The 18,431-nt window shown below is 69.3% G+C and carries 16 protein-coding genes; 2 read left to right on the plus strand and 14 right to left on the minus strand.

Annotation, left to right across the window (positions count from 1 at the left end; all coding sequences use genetic code 11):
* Positions 1–140: 140 nt before the first annotated feature.
* The 3 genes from AC0VY3_RS28870 to AC0VY3_RS28880 all read right to left on the minus strand — a co-directional run bounded on the left by AC0VY3_RS28870 (position 141) and on the right by AC0VY3_RS28880 (position 1,825).
* Entirely contained in the window at positions 141–620 is a 480-nt protein-coding gene (locus AC0VY3_RS28870; RefSeq protein WP_475550934.1) for a DUF6113 family protein, read from the minus strand.
* Positions 617–1,546 carry an N-acetyl-1-D-myo-inositol-2-amino-2-deoxy-alpha-D-glucopyranoside deacetylase gene (gene mshB, locus AC0VY3_RS28875; RefSeq protein WP_103507341.1) on the minus strand — a complete coding sequence of 310 codons (930 nt, stop codon included), beginning with the start codon at positions 1,544–1,546 and terminating at the stop codon, positions 617–619. The genes AC0VY3_RS28870 and mshB overlap by 4 nt, the downstream gene beginning before the upstream one ends.
* Positions 1,547–1,630: 84 nt before the next feature.
* Positions 1,631–1,825, minus strand: a complete 195-nt coding sequence (locus AC0VY3_RS28880; RefSeq protein ID WP_010063247.1) for a hypothetical protein — start codon at positions 1,823–1,825, stop codon at positions 1,631–1,633.
* Between the two features lie 336 nt (positions 1,826–2,161).
* Here AC0VY3_RS28880 and AC0VY3_RS28885 point away from each other — a divergent pair, with 336 nt between their 5' ends.
* On the plus strand, positions 2,162–4,288 hold the full coding sequence (locus AC0VY3_RS28885) for a S9 family peptidase (RefSeq protein WP_475550935.1): 2,127 nt from the start codon (positions 2,162–2,164) through the stop codon (positions 4,286–4,288).
* A 41-nt stretch (positions 4,289–4,329) separates the two neighbouring features.
* Here AC0VY3_RS28885 and AC0VY3_RS28890 read toward each other — a convergent pair whose 3' ends face one another.
* Positions 4,330–5,364, minus strand: a complete 1,035-nt coding sequence (locus AC0VY3_RS28890; RefSeq protein WP_242741825.1) for a hypothetical protein — start codon at positions 5,362–5,364, stop codon at positions 4,330–4,332.
* A gap of 419 nt (positions 5,365–5,783) precedes the next feature.
* On the opposite strand from AC0VY3_RS28890, the gene AC0VY3_RS28895 reads away from it, so the two are divergent.
* Positions 5,784–6,260 carry a DUF3515 family protein gene (locus AC0VY3_RS28895; protein ID WP_475550936.1) on the plus strand — a complete coding sequence of 159 codons (477 nt, stop codon included), beginning with the start codon at positions 5,784–5,786 and terminating at the stop codon, positions 6,258–6,260.
* Positions 6,261–6,324: 64 nt separating this feature from the next.
* Here the strand turns inward: AC0VY3_RS28895 and AC0VY3_RS28900 are convergent, their stop codons facing one another.
* The 10 genes from AC0VY3_RS28900 to AC0VY3_RS28945 form a co-directional block, all read right to left on the minus strand.
* A complete protein-coding gene (locus tag AC0VY3_RS28900) occupies positions 6,325–7,584 on the minus strand; it encodes an ABC transporter ATP-binding protein (RefSeq protein WP_475550937.1) in 1,260 nt (419 codons plus the stop codon).
* A complete protein-coding gene (locus tag AC0VY3_RS28905; RefSeq protein WP_103512112.1) occupies positions 7,574–8,551 on the minus strand; it encodes an ABC transporter ATP-binding protein in 978 nt (325 codons plus the stop codon). Before AC0VY3_RS28905 ends, AC0VY3_RS28900 begins: the two co-directional genes overlap by 11 nt.
* Positions 8,552–8,564: 13 nt before the next feature.
* The gene (locus AC0VY3_RS28910) at positions 8,565–9,542 is read right to left on the minus strand and encodes an ABC transporter permease (RefSeq protein ID WP_103512111.1); all 978 of its coding nucleotides are present in this window, start codon (positions 9,540–9,542) and stop codon (positions 8,565–8,567) included.
* On the minus strand, positions 9,535–10,458 hold the full coding sequence (locus tag AC0VY3_RS28915) for an ABC transporter permease (protein ID WP_030082826.1): 924 nt from the start codon (positions 10,456–10,458) through the stop codon (positions 9,535–9,537). The genes AC0VY3_RS28910 and AC0VY3_RS28915 overlap by 8 nt, the downstream gene beginning before the upstream one ends.
* Positions 10,459–10,579: 121 nt before the next feature.
* Positions 10,580–12,214, minus strand: coding sequence for a peptide ABC transporter substrate-binding protein (locus tag AC0VY3_RS28920; protein ID WP_103512110.1), 1,635 nt, complete (start codon positions 12,212–12,214; stop codon positions 10,580–10,582).
* Between the two features lie 165 nt (positions 12,215–12,379).
* On the minus strand, positions 12,380–13,522 hold the full coding sequence (locus AC0VY3_RS28925; protein WP_103512109.1) for an ABC transporter ATP-binding protein: 1,143 nt from the start codon (positions 13,520–13,522) through the stop codon (positions 12,380–12,382).
* Positions 13,515–14,573 carry an ABC transporter ATP-binding protein gene (locus tag AC0VY3_RS28930; RefSeq protein WP_475550938.1) on the minus strand — a complete coding sequence of 353 codons (1,059 nt, stop codon included), beginning with the start codon at positions 14,571–14,573 and terminating at the stop codon, positions 13,515–13,517. Before AC0VY3_RS28930 ends, AC0VY3_RS28925 begins: the two co-directional genes overlap by 8 nt.
* An 11-nt stretch (positions 14,574–14,584) precedes the next feature.
* The gene (locus AC0VY3_RS28935; protein ID WP_103512107.1) at positions 14,585–15,529 is read right to left on the minus strand and encodes an ABC transporter permease; all 945 of its coding nucleotides are present in this window, start codon (positions 15,527–15,529) and stop codon (positions 14,585–14,587) included.
* Positions 15,522–16,451 (minus strand): ABC transporter permease, encoded by a 930-nt coding sequence (locus AC0VY3_RS28940; protein WP_103512106.1) that lies wholly within the window; start codon positions 16,449–16,451, stop codon positions 15,522–15,524. Before AC0VY3_RS28940 ends, AC0VY3_RS28935 begins: the two co-directional genes overlap by 8 nt.
* Positions 16,452–16,579: 128 nt before the next feature.
* Positions 16,580–18,199 carry a peptide ABC transporter substrate-binding protein gene (locus tag AC0VY3_RS28945; protein ID WP_103512105.1) on the minus strand — a complete coding sequence of 540 codons (1,620 nt, stop codon included), beginning with the start codon at positions 18,197–18,199 and terminating at the stop codon, positions 16,580–16,582.
* Positions 18,200–18,431: the final 232 nt, after the last annotated feature.

Below are 18,431 nucleotides of genomic sequence, written 5' to 3' on the forward strand. Positions count from 1 at the left end.
TCCCCCATGCCGCAGGCCAGGGGACGGCTCGGCGCGCGCACCACCATACTGGCCGCCGCCGTCGGACACTCCGCGACCGGGGGAAACCTCCACCCCTGCATCACACCTGTGGGGGTCGCGACGGACCCGGACTTGGCACTTCACGTACCGGACCGGCCGCTGCGGATGGCTGATTGCGGCACTTTGGAGGTGGTGGCGCAGATCACAGCGGCGGCCGTCCCGCCGAGGACGAAGAGCGCCAGGCCGAGTTCGTCGCCGAAGACGTAGTCGCCCTCCGGCGTACCGCTCAGCAGAAGGAAGACCGTGACGAACCAGCCGGCCGCCGGGGCGAGCGCACCGAGCTGGGTGCCCACCAGGATCCGGCCGCCGTGGAAGAGGCCCGCGCAGGCCAGCAGCGCGATGATCAACCCGCCCGGGAACCAGGCGGCTTGGAGGAGCGTTCCGGCGATGGCGACGAGCACGCCGAGCACGCCGAAGCCCAAGTAGGCGGCGATCCGGACCGGGTTCGGACGCGCGAGGAGGCCGGTGGACCGCTCGGGCGGCCGGGGCGGCGCGTTGCGCAGCGACGCGCGGGCGGACTGCGCGCGCTCGCGGCCCTTCTTGCCGGTGTTCCCGCTCATGCGGTGCCTCCAGCGGCTCCCCTGGAGCCTGCGGCGCCCGTGGCGTCCGGCAGGCCCGCGAACAAGTCGTCCTCACGCGCGCCCCCGGACCCGCCCGGTACGCCCCGCACCAGTTGGTAGTACTCGGACGTCAGCAGGGGCTGGCCGAGGCCGTTGGAGAGGGCGAAGAAACGGCCGTCGACCGCGATCTGGGTGGCGTGGGCGCGCATCGCCGCCGACTTCGCCCCGGCGTACGCCGATCCGTCGATCTCCGCGGTGATCCGCTCCCCGTCGGTCACGCCCGGGACGTCGTCCACGGCGGCGATGCCGGGGAAGGCGTCCGGCGCGGTGGTGCGGAGGCGGTCGAAGGCGGCCTCCAGCACGGTCCGCTCCACCCGGTTCCAGTAGATCTTGGCGATGGTGTGCGGTGCGCCGGAGCCGTATGCCGGGTCGGCGGCCAGGTCGGCGGCGCGCATCGCGACGCGGTGGGCCTGGATGTGGTCGGGGTGGCCGTAGCCGCCGTCCGGGTCGTAGGTGACCAGGACCTGGGGGCGGATCTCGCGGATCACCTCGACGAGGTGGGCCGCCGCCTCGTCCACCGGGGTGGACCAGAAGGAGCCGGGGCGGCCGTTCTGCTCGGCGCCCATCATTCCGGAGTCGCGGTAGCGGCCCGCTCCGCCGAGGAAGCGGTGGTCGGCGACGCCGAGCTCCTTCATCGCCGCGGCCAGCTCGCCGACCCGGTGGGGACCGAGCACGTCGTCCCGGTCGGCGGTGAGGCGAGCCGGCGAGGGCGGGATGACCTCGCCCTCCTCGCCGAGCGTGCACGTCACCAGGGTGACGTGGGCGCCCTCGGCCGCATACCTGGCCATGGTGGCGCCGTTGTTGATCGACTCGTCGTCGGGGTGCGCGTGCACGAGCAGCAGACGGCGGGCGGGGAGGTCCTTCATGGGGACCACCCTACGAGCCCGGAGGCCCCCTGTGCCCCCGCGCCCCTGCGCCCGCCGTTCGCCGCCCGCCGCTCGCAGCCCGGGTCAGAACTTGATGCTGCTGATCATCCCCGCCACGTTGGTCGTCAGATCGGAGATGGTCGGCGCGATGGACGAGCTCGCGATGTAGAACCCGAGCAGCATGCAGACCACCGCGTGTCCTCCCTTCAGTCCGGATTTCCGGATCAGCAGGAAGACGATGATCGCCAGCAGCACTACCGCCGAAATCGAGAGCGCCACGGCGGTTCACCTCCATCAGTACGGTCGGAACGGGAGCACACGCGGAGTCAGCAGGTTCCTACCCACCGAGCGCTACGGATCATAACTATCCGTGCCAACGCATTGATCGGGGCACAGCAGCACGAGGGGCGCACGAACCGTGCCGCGCGGCCGAGTTCGGGGCTGAGACCCTCCGGCGATCGGGGGCGGCGTCACGGGGCCGGGCACGCGCATCTGCCGCGTTGTCGTCCATCACCACGGCTCCGCCATGCCTCGGTCCTCCGCCTTGCAGCCGCACGCACCCAGCCCCGCTCCTTCACCCACCCCCCGACTGCCGGAGGGTCTAGGTTCGGAGCCATGACCTCGCAGAAGCTGTCCTTTCCCCGCCAGCAAGCACGGACCCAGCGCTTCACTCTCGGCGCACCTCGCGCCTTCACCGTCTCACCGGACGAGACACGGGTGATCTTCCTCCGGTCCACGTCCGGAACCGACCGGACCAACCGGCTCTGGGTGCACGACCCGGCGACCGGCGAGGAGCGCGTCGCCGCCGATCCCGAGGTCCTGCTGGGCGGTTCGGCGGAGAAGCTGTCGGCGCAGGAGCGGGCCCGGCGTGAACGGACCCGGGAGGGTTCTTCGGGGATCGTCTCCTACGCGGTGGACGCGGCGGCGGAGTTGGCGGCGTTCGCCCTGTCCGGAAAGGTGTACGTGGCCGAGCTGCGGGCCGGGACCGCGCGGGCGCTGCCGGTGCCGGGCCCGGTGATCGACCCGCGCCCCTCCCCCGACGGCCGGCACATCGCGTACGTGGCCAAGGGCGCGCTGCGGGTCGTGACGGCGGGCGGCGAGGAGGACCGGGCACTGGCCGAGCCGGAGGACTCCCATGTCACCTACGGTCTGGCCGAGTTCATCGCGGCCGAGGAGATGCACCGCTACCGCGGCTTCTGGTGGTCGCCGGAGTCGGACCGGCTGCTGGTCGCGCGGGCCGACGACAGCCCCGTACAGCGGTGGTACATCGCCGATCCGGCGAACCCGGAGCGCCGGCCCGCCGAGGTCGCCTATCCGGCGGCGGGCACGCCCAACGCCGAGGTGCGGCTCTTCGTCATGGACCTGGCGGGGGCTCGGACGGAAGTGGTCTGGGACCGGGCCGCGTTCCCGTATCTGGCCCAGGTGCACTGGTCCTCCGCGGGCGCCCCGCTGCTCCTGGTGCAGGCCCGTGACCAGCGCAGTCAGCAGTATCTGGCGGTGGACCCGGAGACCGGTGCGACCCGGATCGTCCATGTCGACGAGGACCCGGTGTGGCTGGATCTCTTCCCCGGGGTGCCCGCGTGGGCGCCGGACGGGCGGCTGGTGCGGATCGTGGACGAGGGCGGCGCGCGGGTGCTGGCGGTCGGCGACCGGCTGCTCACCGGGGCGCAGCTGCACGTCCAGTCGGTGCTGGACATCGGCGAGTCGGACATCCTGGTCTCGGCGGGGGCCGGTGAGGACGCGGTCGAGCCGGAGATCGGGCAGATCCATGTGTACCGGGTGAACGAGCTGGGAATCGAGCGGATTTCCGAAGGGGTGGGTGTGCACTCCGCGGTCCGTTCGGGCGGTCTCTCGGTGGTGGTCTCGGCCGTTCCCGAGGAGCCCGGAGCCGCCGCGTGGGTGGTGCGGGACGGCAAGCGGCTGACCCGGATCGCGAGCTTCGCCCAGGAACCGGTGCTCGCCGCCCGCGTGACCCTCACCGAGGGGGGCGCACGGCGGATTCCGTGCGCCGTACTGCTCCCCTCGGACTACCAGGAGGCGGATGGTCCCCTTCCGGTCCTGATGGACCCGTACGGCGGTCCGCACGGCCGACGGGTGGTCGCCGCCCACAACGCGCACCTGACCTCGCAGTGGTTCGCGGACCAGGGTTTCGCGGTGGTCGTGGCGGACGGGCGGGGCGCGCCGGGCCGTTCGCCCGCCTGGGAGAAGGCCGTACGGGACAACCTCGTGCTGACCATGGAGGACCAGGTCGAGGCGTTGCACGGGCTGGCGGACCGCTTCCCGCTCGACCTCTCCCGGGTGGCGATCCGCGGCTGGTCCTTCGGCGGCTATCTGGCGGGGCTCGCGGTGCTGCGGCGGCCCGACGTCTTCCACGCGGCGGTCGTGGGCGCCCCGGTGACGGACCAGCGGCTCTACGACACCCACTACACCGAGCGCTATCTCGGTGACCCGGCGCGGCAGCCCGAGGTGTACGCGTACAACTCGCTGCTCACCGACGACGGCCTCTCCGAGCCCGCCGCCGAGGTCCGCCCGATGATGATCGTGCACGGTCTGGCCGACGACAACGTGGTGGTCGCGCACGCCCTGCGGCTGTCCTCGGCGCTGCTGGCGGCCGGGCGGCCGCACGAGGTGCTGCCGCTGAGCGGGGTGACGCACATGACGCCGCAGGAGCAGGTCGCGGAGAACCTGCTCCTGCTCCAGGTGGACTTCCTCAAGCGGTCGCTGGGGCTGACCGGGGCCTGAGCCCCGCCCGCCCGGCCCGCCCCGGACTCCCCGTCACCGGCTCACCAGCGCGGCGGCGGGGAGGAGGGCGGCGGCCCGAACCCGCCGCCCTGCGGAGGCCCGAAGCCGGGGGCGGGGGCGGGCGGATGACCGGGGGCCTGGGGCGGCACGCCGGGGCCTGCGGCGGGCGGGTGGCCGGGAGGCTGGACGCCCCAGGGGCCGGAGCCGCCCCACGGGCCCGGGGAGCCGCCGGGGGTCCTGGGGCTGCCCTTGAGGGCGAGGACGATGAGCACGATGGGCGCGACGACGAGCGAGAAGACGGAGCTCAGCATGTTCAGCTGCGCCTCGAATTCCATGTCGAGGAACTGCTCGTACATCTCGTAGTGGACGATGCGCGCCACGCCCAGGACGCCGGAGGAGAGCATGAACCCGCCCGCGATCAGGCCGAGCGGTCGTGCGTGGGCCGCCCCGGCGACCGCGCCGACGGCCGCCACCAGGAGCATCAGGATGAGCACCCCGCCGACCCAGCCGGGCGGGCCCTCGGTCAGCGGGGTGTTCAGGGGCTTCCCGCCGATGAACCACGCGGGGTAGAGCTCGGACGGATAGACGAAGGGCTGCCGGATCTCCCAGCCGGCGAAGACCACCGCCTGGAAGCCGAGGAGCAGGAAGGCCGCCACCCCCGCGCCGCGTCCGGGTCCGGCGGGGCGCTGCTCGCCCTCCGGCACGGGGCTCCGGCCTGCGGCCCCGGCGACGATGAGGCCGATCGCCGCGGCGAGCACGGCGTACGTGGTGAGCAGGGCCCGGTCGCGCAGCTCCTCCGGGGCCGGGGCGTCGGCGACCATCCAGACGCCGGGCAGCCGCAGCGCGAAAGTGACGACGCCGGTGACGATCAGAACCGAAGCGGCCGAGGCGGACCGGAGTGCCGCGACGGCGGCGGCGACGTAGGCCACCAGCAGGACGAGGCTGGTGGACGAGGTGGTGGGCCGCAGCGCGTCCCGGAGGTCCGCGGTGCCCGCCCAGTAGTCCCAGACCGGTCCCGGCCCGTCGGCGGCCCGGATGTCCCGCACGATCCAGGCGATGGTCAGTAGTGCCAGCACCGCGCAGAGAACGGCGCCGGTGATTCTTGCTCCCCGTGTAAGTGTCACCCGGCGATACTCCATTGCCCCGAACGGATGAACAAGTGCGCTCGCCGGGCAGGACGGGGCGAGGCGGGACGGAGGCGGCGGGCAGCACGGGGCGAGGCGGGACGGAGGCGGCGGGCAGCACGGGGCGAGGCGGGACGGAGGCGGCGGGCAACCGGCCGGAGCGACAAGACGACGCTCCGGCCGGTCCACGGCACCCGCACGGCCGTACGTTGTTCAGCATGGAGCGTCCGTATATCGGAGTGACGTCGGCCGAGTTGCCTGCCTGTTAACGGATCGGCGGACGGCCCGGAAGGCGTCCTCCGCGAGGCCGGTGCGGCGCCGGACGGTAGTTTTCCGTACCGACCGACAAATCACCCGCACGGGGGAACACGTTGACCAGCAACACACGTGGGGCGCCCCGCCTCACGGCCGCTCTGACCGTCTGTACGGCTGTCCTCGCCGGCTGCGGCAGCGGCGACGGCTACAACCTCACCAAGCCGCCCTTCGCCGGCAGTCCGGTGTGCGGCACGCTCACCGGCAAGCTCCCCGGCGAGCTCGGTGGATACGACATCGAGACGTCGGAGGTGACCGGCGCGGCCGCCTGGGGGTCCGGCGGCGACATCATCCTGTACTGCGGCATGCCCGGGCCCGAGGCCGGCGCCGAGTGCACCGACGAGGGCGGGGTGGGCTGGGTCGCCCAGAAGCCGGCGGACGACCGGACCGCCAGGATGTTCGCCGCCCACGGCCGCGACCCCGGCGTCCAGGTCCGGATCCGCAACGAGAGCATCGACGCCTCGGCCGTGCTCTCGGCCCTGGCCCCGGCCGTGCAGGAGATCAAGGCCGACGGGCCCTGCGGCACCGCGAACTGACCGACCGGCCCACCGCGCGACGCGAGCGGGCGCACCCGCTCGGCCCCTCGGCCCTCGGCCCCGCTCAGCGCTGCGAAGACCCCCCGGGCTCCCCGGACTCCGGCGCCTCACCCGGCCCGCCCGAGGAGCCCGCGGGGCCCGGCCCGCCCGGAGTGCCCGAGGGGCCCAGGGGGTCCGGCCCCGGGATCTCCGACTCGGCCTCCGTCGGCACCACATGCTTCTCCTCCGCGAAGTGGCACGCGGAGTCGTGACGCGCCGGGGTGTCGGCGAGCCGGAACTCCGCCGGGATCGCCAGCAGCGGGACCTCCAGTTCGCACCGCTCCTGCGCCTTCCAGCAGCGGGTGCGGAAGCGGCAGCCCGAGGGGATGTTGGCGGGCGAGGGGACGTCGCCGTGCAGGATGATCCGTTCCCGGTGCTCGCGGGCCGTCGGGTCCGGCACGGGCACGGCGGAGAGCAGCGCCTGGGTGTACGGGTGGGTGGGGTGGTCGTAGATCTCCGCGTCGGAGCCGATCTCCACGATCCGGCCGAGGTACATCACGCCGACCCGGTCGGAGATGTGCCGGACGATCGAGAGGTCGTGGGCGATGAAGACGAAGCTGAGGCTGAACTCGGCCTGGAGCCGGTCCAGCAGGTTGACGACCTGGGCCTGTACGGAGACGTCGAGCGCGGAGACGGGTTCGTCGGCGACGATGATCTCCGGGTTGAGCGCGAGGCCGCGGGCGATGCCGATGCGCTGGCGCTGGCCGCCGGAGAACTGGTGCGGATAGCGGTTGATGTACTCCGGGTTGAGGCCGACGACGTCCAGCAGGTCCTGCACCTTCTGGCGGCGGCTGCCCTTCGGGGCGACCTCGGGGTGGATCTCGTACGGCTCGCCGATGATGTCGCCGACCGTCATCCGCGGGTTCAGCGAGGTGTACGGGTCCTGGAACACCATCTGGATGTTGCGGCGCACCGCCTTCAGGGCCCGGCCGGACAGCTTGGAGACGTCCTCGCCCTTGTAGCGGATCGCACCGGCGGTGGGGCGTTCCAGGTGGACGAGCATCTTGGCGACGGTCGACTTCCCGCAGCCCGACTCCCCCACGATGCCCAGCGTCTCGCCCGCGTACAGGTCGAAGTCGACGCCGTCGACGGCCCGGACCGCGCCGATCTGCCGCTTGAAGAGGATGCCCTGGGTGAGCGGGTAGTGCTTGGCCAGGTCGCGGACCTGGAGGATCGGGTCGCCCTCCGTGTACGGCGTGACGGCGTCCTCGCGGGCCTTGGAGAGCAGCGTGGAGCCGGCCGCGCCAGCGCCGGTCCCCGCATTCTCGTCGCGGTCAGCGTGCATCGAGCGTCTCCTTCCAGAAGTGGCAGGCGCTCCGGCGCTGCTCGTCCACCTCGTAGAGCGGCGGCACATCGCTGCGGCACACGTCCTGGGCCATCGGGCAGCGGGGGTTGAAGGCGCAGCCCGGCGGGATACGCGTGAGGTTGGGCGGCAGGCCCTTGATCGCGTAGAGCTCCTGGCCCTTCTGGTCCAGGCGCGGGATCGACTGGAGGAGGCCCTTGGTGTACGGGTGGGCCGGGGCCCTGTAGATCTCGTGGACGGGGGCGGTCTCGACGATGCGGCCCGCGTACATCACGGCGATCTTGTCGGCGACGTCGGCGACCACGCCGAGGTCGTGGGTGATCAGGATGAGGCCCATGTTCAGCTCGCGCTGGAGCTCGGCGAGGAGGTCCATGACCTGGGCCTGGACGGTGACGTCGAGGGCGGTGGTCGGTTCGTCGGCGATGATCAGCGACGGTTCCAGGGCCATCGCCATGGCGATCATGATGCGCTGGCGCATACCGCCGGAGAACTGGTGCGGGTACTGGCCGACGCGTTCCTTCGCGGCGGGGATGCGGACCCGGTCCATCAGCTCGACCGACTTGGCCCTGGCGTCCTTGCGGGACATGCCGCGGTGCACGACGAACATCTCGCCGAGCTGCTCGCCGACGGTGAGGACCGGGTTCAGCGAGGACAGGGCGTCCTGGAAGATCATGGCCATCTCCTGGCCGCGGATCTTGCGCCGCTCCTCCGGCTTGAGCTTCAGCAGGTCCTGGTCCTTGAAGAGGATCTCGCCGCCGGCGATCCTCCCGGGCGGCATGTCGAGAATGCCCATGACGGCCTGGGCGGTGACGGACTTGCCGGAGCCGGATTCGCCGAGGACGGCGAGCGTCTCGCCCTCGGCCACCGAGTAGTTGACTCCGTTGACGGCCTTGGCGACGCCTTCGCGGGTGTGGAACTCCACGTGCAGATCGCGCACTTCGAGCAACATGGCAACCGGCTCCTCAGCGCAGCTTGGGGTCGAGGGCGTCGCGCACCGCGTCGCCGAGCATGATGAACGCGAGCACGGTGACCGCCAGCGCTCCGGCGGGCCAGAGCAGCATGTGCGGAGCGTTGCGGATGTAGTTGGCGGCCGCGGAGATGTCGATTCCCCAGGAGACGGCCGGGTCCTTCAGTCCGACGCCGAGGAAGGAGAGGGTCGCCTCCAGCGAGATGTACGTGCCGAGCGCGATGGTCGCCACGACGATGACCGGGGCGATGGCGTTCGGGGCGATGTGGCGCAGCATCATCCGGGAGTTGGAGGCGCCCAGCGCGCGGGCCGCCTGGACGTAGTCGTTCTGTTTGGCGGTGATGACCGAGCCGCGGGCGATGCGGGCGATCTGCGGCCAGCCGAGCAGGACGATGAAGCCGACGACGGGCCAGACGGTGGAGCTGGTGACGACGGACAGGAAGACCAGGCCGCCGAGGACGACGGGGATGCCGAAGAAGACGTCGGTGAGGCGGGAGAGGACGGCGTCCCACCAGCCGCCGAAGAAGCCCGCGAGTCCGCCGAAGACGCTGCCGAGGATCGCGACGCCGACGGTGGCGCAGACGCCGACGGTGACCGAGGTCCGGGTGCCGTAGACGACCCGGGTGTACACATCGCGGCCCTGCGGGTCGAAGCCGAAGGGGTGGCCTGGTTCGGAGCCCTTCTGGGCGTCGTCCAGGTCGGCCTGGAGGGGGTCGCCGCTCGCGATGAGCGAGGGCCAGATCGAGATGATCACCAGGAAGAGGATGACCAGCGCGGAGATGATGAAGACCGGGTTGCGGCGCAGGTCGCGCCAGGCGTCCGACCAGAGGCTGCGCGGCTTTCCGGCCGGTCCGGTGCCGTCGGGGCCGCCCGGCGTCTTCTCCAGGCTGGTGCCCTCCTCCATGGCGAGGTCCGTCGCGCCTCCGGCGCCCGCCTGGGAGATCGCTTCGTCCGGGGTCTGCGGCTCAGGCATAGCGGATCCTCGGGTCGAGTACGGCGTACAGGAGGTCGACGATCAGGTTGGCGGCCAGGAAGACGAGGACGAGGATCGTGACGAAGCCGACGACGGTCTGTGAGTTCTGCCGCAGGATGCCCTGGTAGAGCTGGTAGCCGACGCCGTGGATGTTGAAGATCCGCTCGGTGACGATGGCCCCGCCCATCAGCGCGCCGACGTCGGTGCCGATGAAGGTGACGACGGGGATCAGCGAGTTGCGCAGCAGGTGCCGTACGACGACGCGGCGGCGGGGCAGGCCCTTGGCGACGGCGGTGCGTACGTAGTCGGCGCGGGCGTTCTCGGCGATCGAGGTCCGGGTGAGCCGGGTGACGTAGGCGAGCGAGACCGAGGCGAGGACCAGCCCGGGGACGAGGAGTTCGTCGAAGGTGGGGTCGGCGGAGACCGAGGGCTTGATGATGCCCCACTTGACGCCCAGGAGGAGCTGGAGCAGCAGGCCGGTGACGAAGGTCGGGACGGCGATGACGACCAGCGTCAGGATGAGGACGGTGGTGTCGACGGGGCGGCCGCGCCGCAGGCCGGTGACGACGCCGAGGCTGATGCCGATGACGACCTCGAAGACGACCGCGACGATCGTGAGCCGGATCGTGATGGGGAAGGCGGTCGCCATCAGCTCGGTGACCTTCTGCCCGTTGAACGCGGTGCCGAAGTCGCCGGTGAAGACGTTGCCCATGTACGTGAGGTATTGCTGCCAGACCGGCTTGTCGAGGCCGAACTCGGAGCGCAGCTGGGCGGCGGTGGCCGGATCGCACTGGCGGTCGCCGCAGAGACCCGCGATGGGGTCGCCCATCACGTTCACCATGAGGAAGATCAACAGCGTGGTGCCGAAGAAGACGGGGATCATCTGCAGCAGCCGCCGGATCACATAACGTCCCATGAGGGGCTCCGGGGGTCGGGAGAGCAGTACCGGACAGGTGGAGCGCGGACGGGCACGAGGAGCGCGGACGGCCGGGGCGCCGGTGTGTCGGGCGTCCCGGCCGTCCGCGTCGCTCAGCGCGTCACTTGACGGTGATCTCTTCGTAGACCGGGACGCTGAACGGGTTCAGCGCGACGTTGTCGACCCGGTCCGAGTAGCCGGCGCTGCCGTTCTGGTACCAGAGCGGGATGACCGGCATCTCCGTGACGAGGATCTTCTCCGCGTCCTGGAAGGTGGTGACGGCCTTCGCCTTGTCGCTCTCGGCGTTGGCCTTGTCGACCAGGTCGTCGAACTGCTCGTTGCTCCACTTGCCGTCGTTGGACGGGGCGTTGGTGTAGTAGAGCGGCTGGAGGAAGTTCTGGATCAGCGGGTAGTCCATCTGCCAGCCCGCGCGCCAGGCGCTGGTGAGCTTCTGGGTGGAGACCTGGGCGCGGAAGTCGGCGAAGGTGCCGACGGGGCCGCCGACGCAGGCCTTGTTGTCGCCCATGACGTTGTTGATGCTGTTGCAGACGGCGTCGACCCATTCCTTGTGGGAGCCGGTGTCCGCGTTGTACGAGATCTTCAGCTGGCCGCCGGGGATGCCGCCGCCCTCGTCGATCAGCTTCTTGGCCTCGGCCTTGTTGTACGTGCACTCCTTGCCGCAGAGCCCTTCCTTGAAGCCGCCGTCCTCGCCGAGGACCGGAGAGGTCCAGTCGGACGCGGGGGTGCGGGTCTTCTGGAAGATCTGGTCGGTGATCTGCGGCCGGTTGATCGCCATCGACAGGCCCTGGCGGACCTTGCGGGCGTCGTCGGTGTCCCACTCCTCCTCGTAGAAGGGGAAGGCCAGGGTCTGGATGATGCCGGCGGGGGTGTTGATGTACCGGTCGCCCAGGTCCGCCTCGACGTTACGGAGCTGGGAGGCGGGCACGTCGTCGACGAGGTCGAGGTTGCCCGCCGTCAGGTCGGTGTAGGCGGTGTTGTTGTCGGTGAAGACCTTGAGGTCGACGCCGCCGTTCTTCGCCTTGTCGTCGCCCGGGTAGTCGTCCCACTTGCGCAGGTTCATCGAGGAGCCCTTGGCGTACGACTCGATGGTGTACGGGCCGTTCCCGACGGGCTTGGAGAGCCAGGCGTCGTGGTCGTCGTAGAACGCCTTGGGCAGCGGGACGAAGGCGGAGTAGCCGAGGGTGTCGGGCCACAGGGAGAACTTCTGGGTGAGCTTGGCGGTGAAGGTCAGGTCGTCGACGACCTTCAGGCCGGACAGGGTCTGGGCGGAGGCGGATCCGGTCTCCGGGTGGACCTTGTCGTAGCCCTCGATGTACTGGAAGAAGTAGGCGTTCTTCTGGTTGTTCTTCAGCGCGGCGCCGTAGTTCCAGGCGTCGACGAAGGACTTGGCGGTGACCTTCTCTCCGTTGGAGAAGGTCCAGCCGTCCTTCAGCTTGATCGTGAAGTTCTGGGAGTCCGTCGTGTCGATCGACTCGGCGACCATGTTCTGGGCCTCGCCGGTCTTCGGGTCGTAGCGGATCAGTCCGCGGAAGACCATGTCGAGGACCTTGCCGCCCTGGACCTCGTTGGTGTTGGCGGGCTCCAGCGGGTTCTGCGGGTCTCCCCAGGAGGAGCTGACGATGCCGTCGGCGCCACCGCTGCCGCCGCCGTCACCGTCACCGCCGCCGCAGGCCGTCGCTGCCAGGGCGACGGCCACCGCACATGCGGCCCACCTGACCTGTGTGGCTCCGCGCATGAAGTGCCTCCTAGAGTCATCGAGTAGCTCAATGCCTCATATCACCTCATAACGCCACGTATCGCATGCGGGCTTACCCCGTACGGGCAGGAGCCGGGGGCGGACGCGACGATGCCCGGTCCCCCGAGGGGGACCGGGCATCTGCCGTTCAGGAACCGGATACGGTCACGCCGCGTGCACGACGTCCCGCTCCTCGGCGAAGTGGCACGCCGACTCGTGCGTGGCGGGCGTAGCGCCCGCGACGAAGCGCTCGGGTATCGCCAGCAGGGGCTCCTCCGTCGCGCAGCGCTCCTCCGCCTTCCAGCACCGGGTGCGGAAGCGGCAGCCCGAGGGCGGGTTCGCGGGTGACGGAACGTCACCGGTGAGGATGATCCGGTCGCGCTCCTCACGGGCCGCCGGGTCCGGGACCGGGACCGCCGACAGCAGCGCCTGGGTGTAGGGGTGCGTCGGGTGGTCGTAGATCTGCGTGTCCGTGCCGATCTCGGCCATCTTGCCGAGGTACATCACGCCGACCCGGTCGGAGATGTGCCGGACGATGGACAGGTCGTGCGCGATGAAGAGGTAGGACAGGTTGAACTCGTCCTGGAGCTTCTCCATCAGGTTGATGACCTGGGCCTGCACCGACACGTCGAGCGCGGAGACCGGCTCGTCGCAGATGATGATCTCCGGGTTGAGCGCGAGGCCGCGGGCGATGCCGATGCGCTGGCGCTGACCGCCGGAGAACTGGTGCGGGTACCGGTTGATGTACTCCGGGTTCAGACCCACGACGTCCAGGAGCTCCTGGACGCGGCGGCGCCGGTCGCCCTTCGGGGCCACCTCGGGGTGGATCTCGAAGGTCTCCCCGATGATGTCGCCGACCGTCATCCGCGGGTTCAGCGAGGTGTACGGGTCCTGGAACACCATCTGGATGTTGCGGCGGACCGCCTTCAGCGCCCGGCCGGACAGCTTGGTGATGTCCTGGCCCTTGTAGAAGACCTCGCCGGCGGTGGCCCGCTCCAGCGTCATCAGAAGCCGGGCGACCGTGGACTTGCCACAGCCGGACTCGCCCACGATGCCCAGGGTCTCACCGGCGTACAGGTCGAAGGAGATCCCGTCGACGGCCTTGACGGCGCCGATCTTCTTCTTGAACAGGATGCCCTGGGTCAGCGGGAAGTGCTTGACGAGGTTGCGCACCTGGAGGATGGGCTCGCCCCGGCCGCCGGGCTTGTCGAGGGCGGCCACGGCCGCCGCCTCGGTCGCGGCGTCCGCGGTCTCCACGTCGGAGACGTTCGGGGTGGCGTCCACGGGCTCCTTCTTGAGCTCAGCCATGGATCGTCTCCTTCCAGAAGTGGCACGCGCTGCCGCGGCCGACCAGCTCGAGGCCGTCCTGCTCGGTCACCGGGACGAGCGGCGGAATCTCGGTACGGCAGATGTCCTGTGCCTTGGGGCAGCGCGGGCTGAAGGCACAGCCCGCGGGGATACGCGTGAGGTTGGGCGGCAGGCCCTTGATCGCGTAGAGCTCCTGGCCCTTCTGGTCCAGGCGCGGGATCGAGTCCAGCAGCCCCTTGGTGTACGGGTGGGCCGGGCGGCTGTACAGCTCGCCGACCGGGGCCGTCTCCACGATCCGGCCCGCGTACATCACCGCGATCTTGTCCGCGACGTCGGCGACGACGCCGAGGTCGTGGGTGATCAGGATCAGACCCATGTTGTACTCGCGCTGGAGCTCGGCCAGCAGGTCCATGACCTGGGCCTGCACCGTCACGTCGAGCGCGGTGGTCGGCTCGTCCGCGATGATCAGGTCCGGCTCCAGGGCCAGCGCCATGGCGATCATGATGCGCTGGCGCATACCGCCGGAGAACTGGTGCGGGAAGTCCGAGATACGGGCCGCCGCCGCCGGGATCTTGACCTGGTCCATCAGCTCGATGGACTTGGCGCGGGCCGCCTTCCTGGACAGGCCCTGGTGCACCCGGAACATCTCGCCGAGCTGGTAGCCGACGGAGAGGACAGGGTTCAGCGAGGACAGCGCGTCCTGGAAGATCATCGCGATCTTCTGGCCGCGGATCTTCCGGCGCTCCTCGTTGGACATCTTCAGCATGTCCTGGCCGCGGAAGAGGATCTCGCCCTGCGTGATCTTCCCGGGCGGCATGTCGAGGATGCCCATGATGGTCTGCGCGGTCACGGACTTGCCGGAACCGGACTCGCCGAGCACCGCGAGCGTCTCGCCGGCGCTGACGGTGTAGTTCACACCGTTGACCGCCTTGGCCACACCGTCGCGGGTGTGGAACTCCACGTGCAGGTCACGGACGTCGAGCAGTGGACCGTCGCCACTCACGGACTCCCGCGGTGCGGGAACGTGAGCCGTCTTGTCGATGGTGGTCACGAACGCCTCCCTCAGCGCATCTTGGGGTCGAGGGCGTTGCGGACCGCATCGCCGAACATCAGGAAGGACAGCACCGTGATCGAGACCATCGCCGAGGGGATGATCAGAACGTACGGGGCGTTGCGCAGCTGGGCCGACGCGGCGGAGACGTCGATGCCCCACGAGACCGTCGGCTCGGCGAGGCCGATACCGAGGAACGACAGGGTGGCCTCCGCGGCGATGTAGCCGCCGAGCGCGATGGTGGCGACCACGATCACCGGAGCGATGGCGTTCGGCAGGATGTGCCGCGTCAGGATCCGGGTGGTGGAGGCGCCGAGCGCCCTGGCGGCGACCACGTAGTCGGCCTGCTTGATCGTGATGACCGAGCCACGGGCGACACGGGCGATCGAGGTCCAGCCGAGGAAGGCCAGGGACAGGATCACGACCCACACCGAGCGCTGCTCGAAGCTGGTCAGGATGACCATGGCACCGACGATGAAGGGGACACCGAAGAAGACGTCGGTGACACGGGACAGGATCGTGTCGATCCAGCCGCCGAAGTAGCCGGCGATCATGCCGATCGCCAGGCCGGTGATGGTGACCGCGATGGTCACGACGACACCGACGGTGATGGAGGCACGGGCCCCGTGGACGACACGCGCGTAGATGGAGCGTCCCTGGCCGTCGTAGCCGAGCCAGTCGGGGGCGAAGAAGTGCCCCCAGTTCGGGTGCTGGAGGTAGTGCTCGGCCAGGTTGGCGTCCCTCGGCGAGGCGCTGGTGAACAGGCCCGGGAAGATCGCCATGACGACGAGCAGCAGGATCAGCACCATCGAGATGAGGAAGAGCGGGTTGCGGCGCAGGTCGTGCCAGGCATCCGACCAGAGGCTGCGCGGCTTGCCGGGTGCGGGACCCGAATCGGTCAGGACGGGCGCTTCCACGGCGTCGCTGCTCTTGGTGAGTGCGGTGGTGTCAGGCATACCGGATCCTCGGGTCCAGGACCGCGTAGAGCAGGTCGACGAGCAGGCTGCAGACGAGATAGACGACGACGAGCAGCGTCACGACGCCGACGACGGTGGCGCCCTCACGCTTCTTGAGGGCCTCGAACACCAGGCTTCCGACGCCCTTGATGTTGAAGATGCCCTCGGTCACGATCGCGCCGCCCATCAGGGCGCCGATGTCGGTTCCGAGGAAGGTGACGACCGGGATGAGCGAGTTGCGCATCAGGTGGACGCCGATGATCCGGCGGCGCGGCAGGCCCTTGGCGACAGCCGTACGCATGTAGTCGGCGCGCAGGTTCTCGGCGACCGACGTACGGGTGAGGCGGGCCACATAAGCGAGTGACAGCGACGCCAGCACGATGGCCGGCATGATCAGTTCGCCGTTGGTCGGTTCGAGACTCACGTTCGGCTTGGCGATGCCCATCTGGAACGCGAAGAAGTACTGCACGAGGAAGCCCAGCACGAAGGACGGCATGGAGATCAGCACCAGCGTCAGACCGAGCAGGCCGCGGTCCCGGAGGGACTCGGCCTTCAGGCCCGCGATGATGCCGAGCGAGATCCCGGCGACGACCGTGAAGACGAAGGCGAAGATCGCCAGTCTGACGGTGATCGGATAAGCCTCGGAAATGACTTCGGCGACCGGACGCTGCGTTCCGATCTGAGTGCCGAGGTCGCCCTGGAACAGATCGCCCAGGTACTTCAAATACTGCATCCAGATCGGCTTGTCCAAGCCCAGGTCCGCCTTCATGGCGGCGATCTGCGATGCGTCTACGTGCTGCTCACCGGCCAGCGCTCTGACGGGGTCGCCGGGCAGTGCGTACATCATCAGGAAGACCAGCAGGGTCGATCCGATGAAGACCGGGATCATCTGGAGCAGTCGTCGTGCGACATAGCGCCCCATGGGTGCCTCCGTGTGGGGATAACTGCGGCGCGGGGGCCGTCTCTTCGCAGAGACGACCCCCGCGCCTCCGACCGCGCTGAGGGGCAGCACGGGCGGATGACGGCCAGTTGGGGAATGACCCGCAGGCGTTACTTGACGGTGACGCCGGTCAGTTCGAGGTCACCGTGGAAGTCGACCTTGACGTTGTCGACGTTCTTGCCGTGGCCGCCGTTGATGGCGTAGTACCAGAGCGGGATGGCCGGCATCTTGTCGACCAGCTTCTTCTCGACCTCCTGGTAGGCGGCGACGGACTCCTCCAGGGAGTCGGCCTTGTCGCCCTTCGCCATCAGCTCGTCGATCTCCTTGTCGGCGAACCGACCGTTGTTCGACTCCGCCTTGGAGTGGTAGAGCTCCTTGAGGAAGTTCACGTTGACGGGGTAGTCGGCCACCCAGCCACCGCGGTAGAAGCCCTTGACCTCGTTGTTGTCACGCGCTTCGAGGTCGGTCGGGAAGTCCGGCTTGGCGTCGCCCACGCAGTCGACCCCGGTGGCGTTGCGGATGGACTCGCAGACCGCGGTCACCCACTCCTTGTGCCCACCGTCGGCGTTGTACTGGATGGAGAACTTGTTCCCCGGAACACCGCCGCCCTCCTTGATGAGCTCCTTGGCCTTGGCCGGGTTGAACTTGAGGATGTCCGAGTCGAGGGTCTGGTTGCCCTTGACCTGCGGCGGCGTGAAGCTCGTCGCCGGGATGCGCGTGCCGTTCAGGACGGTCTTCGTGATGGTGTCACGGTCGATCGCCATGGACAGACCCTGGAGGACCTTGGGGTCGATGTCCTTGAACGTGTCCGAGTAGAACGCCGGGTTCAGCGACTGGATGGCCGCGTACGGCTGGTCGATCGCGCCGTCACCGAGGTCCGTCTTGTACTTCGGGAGGTCACGCGGGCCGACCTGACGGATCATGTCCAGGTTGCCGGAGATGACGTCCTGGTACGCGGCCTCGACGGTCGAGTAGTTCTTGAACTGGATGCCCTTGTTGGCAGCCTTGTTCGGGCCCTGGTACTCGGGCCAGGCCTTGACCTGGATGAGCTTCTTGTGGGTCCACTTCTCGAACGTGTACGGGCCGTTGCCGATCGGCTTCTGGCCGAACGCCTTCGGGTCGTCGTAGAAGACCTTGGGCAGCGGCGCGAACGTCGCGTAACCGAGCTTGTAGTTGAAGTACGGGACCTTGTTGGCCAGCTCGATCGTGAACGTGGTGTCGTCCACGGCCTTCAGGCCGGACATCTCCTTGGACTTGGGCGCACCCTTCTCGGGGTGGACGTCCTCGTAGCCCTTGATGTCGGAGAACCAGAACGCGTTCTGCTGCTTGTTCTCGACGTTGGCGTACCAGTTCCACGCGTCGATGTACGACTGCGCGGTCACGGCCTCACCGTTGTGGAACTTCCAGCCGGCCTTGAGCTTGACGGTCCACGTCTTGGAGTCCTCGGTCTCGACGGACTCGGCGTTCGTGAGAACGATCTCGCCCTTGTCGTCGAAGTCCAGCAGCTGGGTGAACAGCGACTGGATGACGTAGGAGCCGTTGCTCTCGTTCGTGTCGGCCGGCATCAGAGGCTTCTGGGGCTCACCGACGTCGATCGAGACGTAACCGGCGGGCTGGCCCGACGTGTTCTTCTTGCCTTCGTCGCTGCTGTCGCTTCCGCCACAGGCAGTCGCGGCCAGGGCGATGACGGCCGCTCCCGCGACCCACTTGGCGCTCTTGGCACCGCGCATGGGTTTCCTCCTCATGAGTCCACTTTTGACTACAAGAAGGGCACTGGAGAGATTCACCGACACCCCTGACGGTGATCGTTCAGTGCCCCGAGTGTGCTCGTGAGTCGGCACTCCCCACAGTGCGTGACCCATTGACCCGAGCTCAATGGAGCCAACTATTGAGTACGGCCGGGCTGTAAACCACACTTAAAGGGTCTCGGTTTGACAACATCAGACCCTCCCGTGTGCCCGA

The sequence above is a fragment of the Streptomyces sp. iso_384 genome (assembly GCF_056172905.1).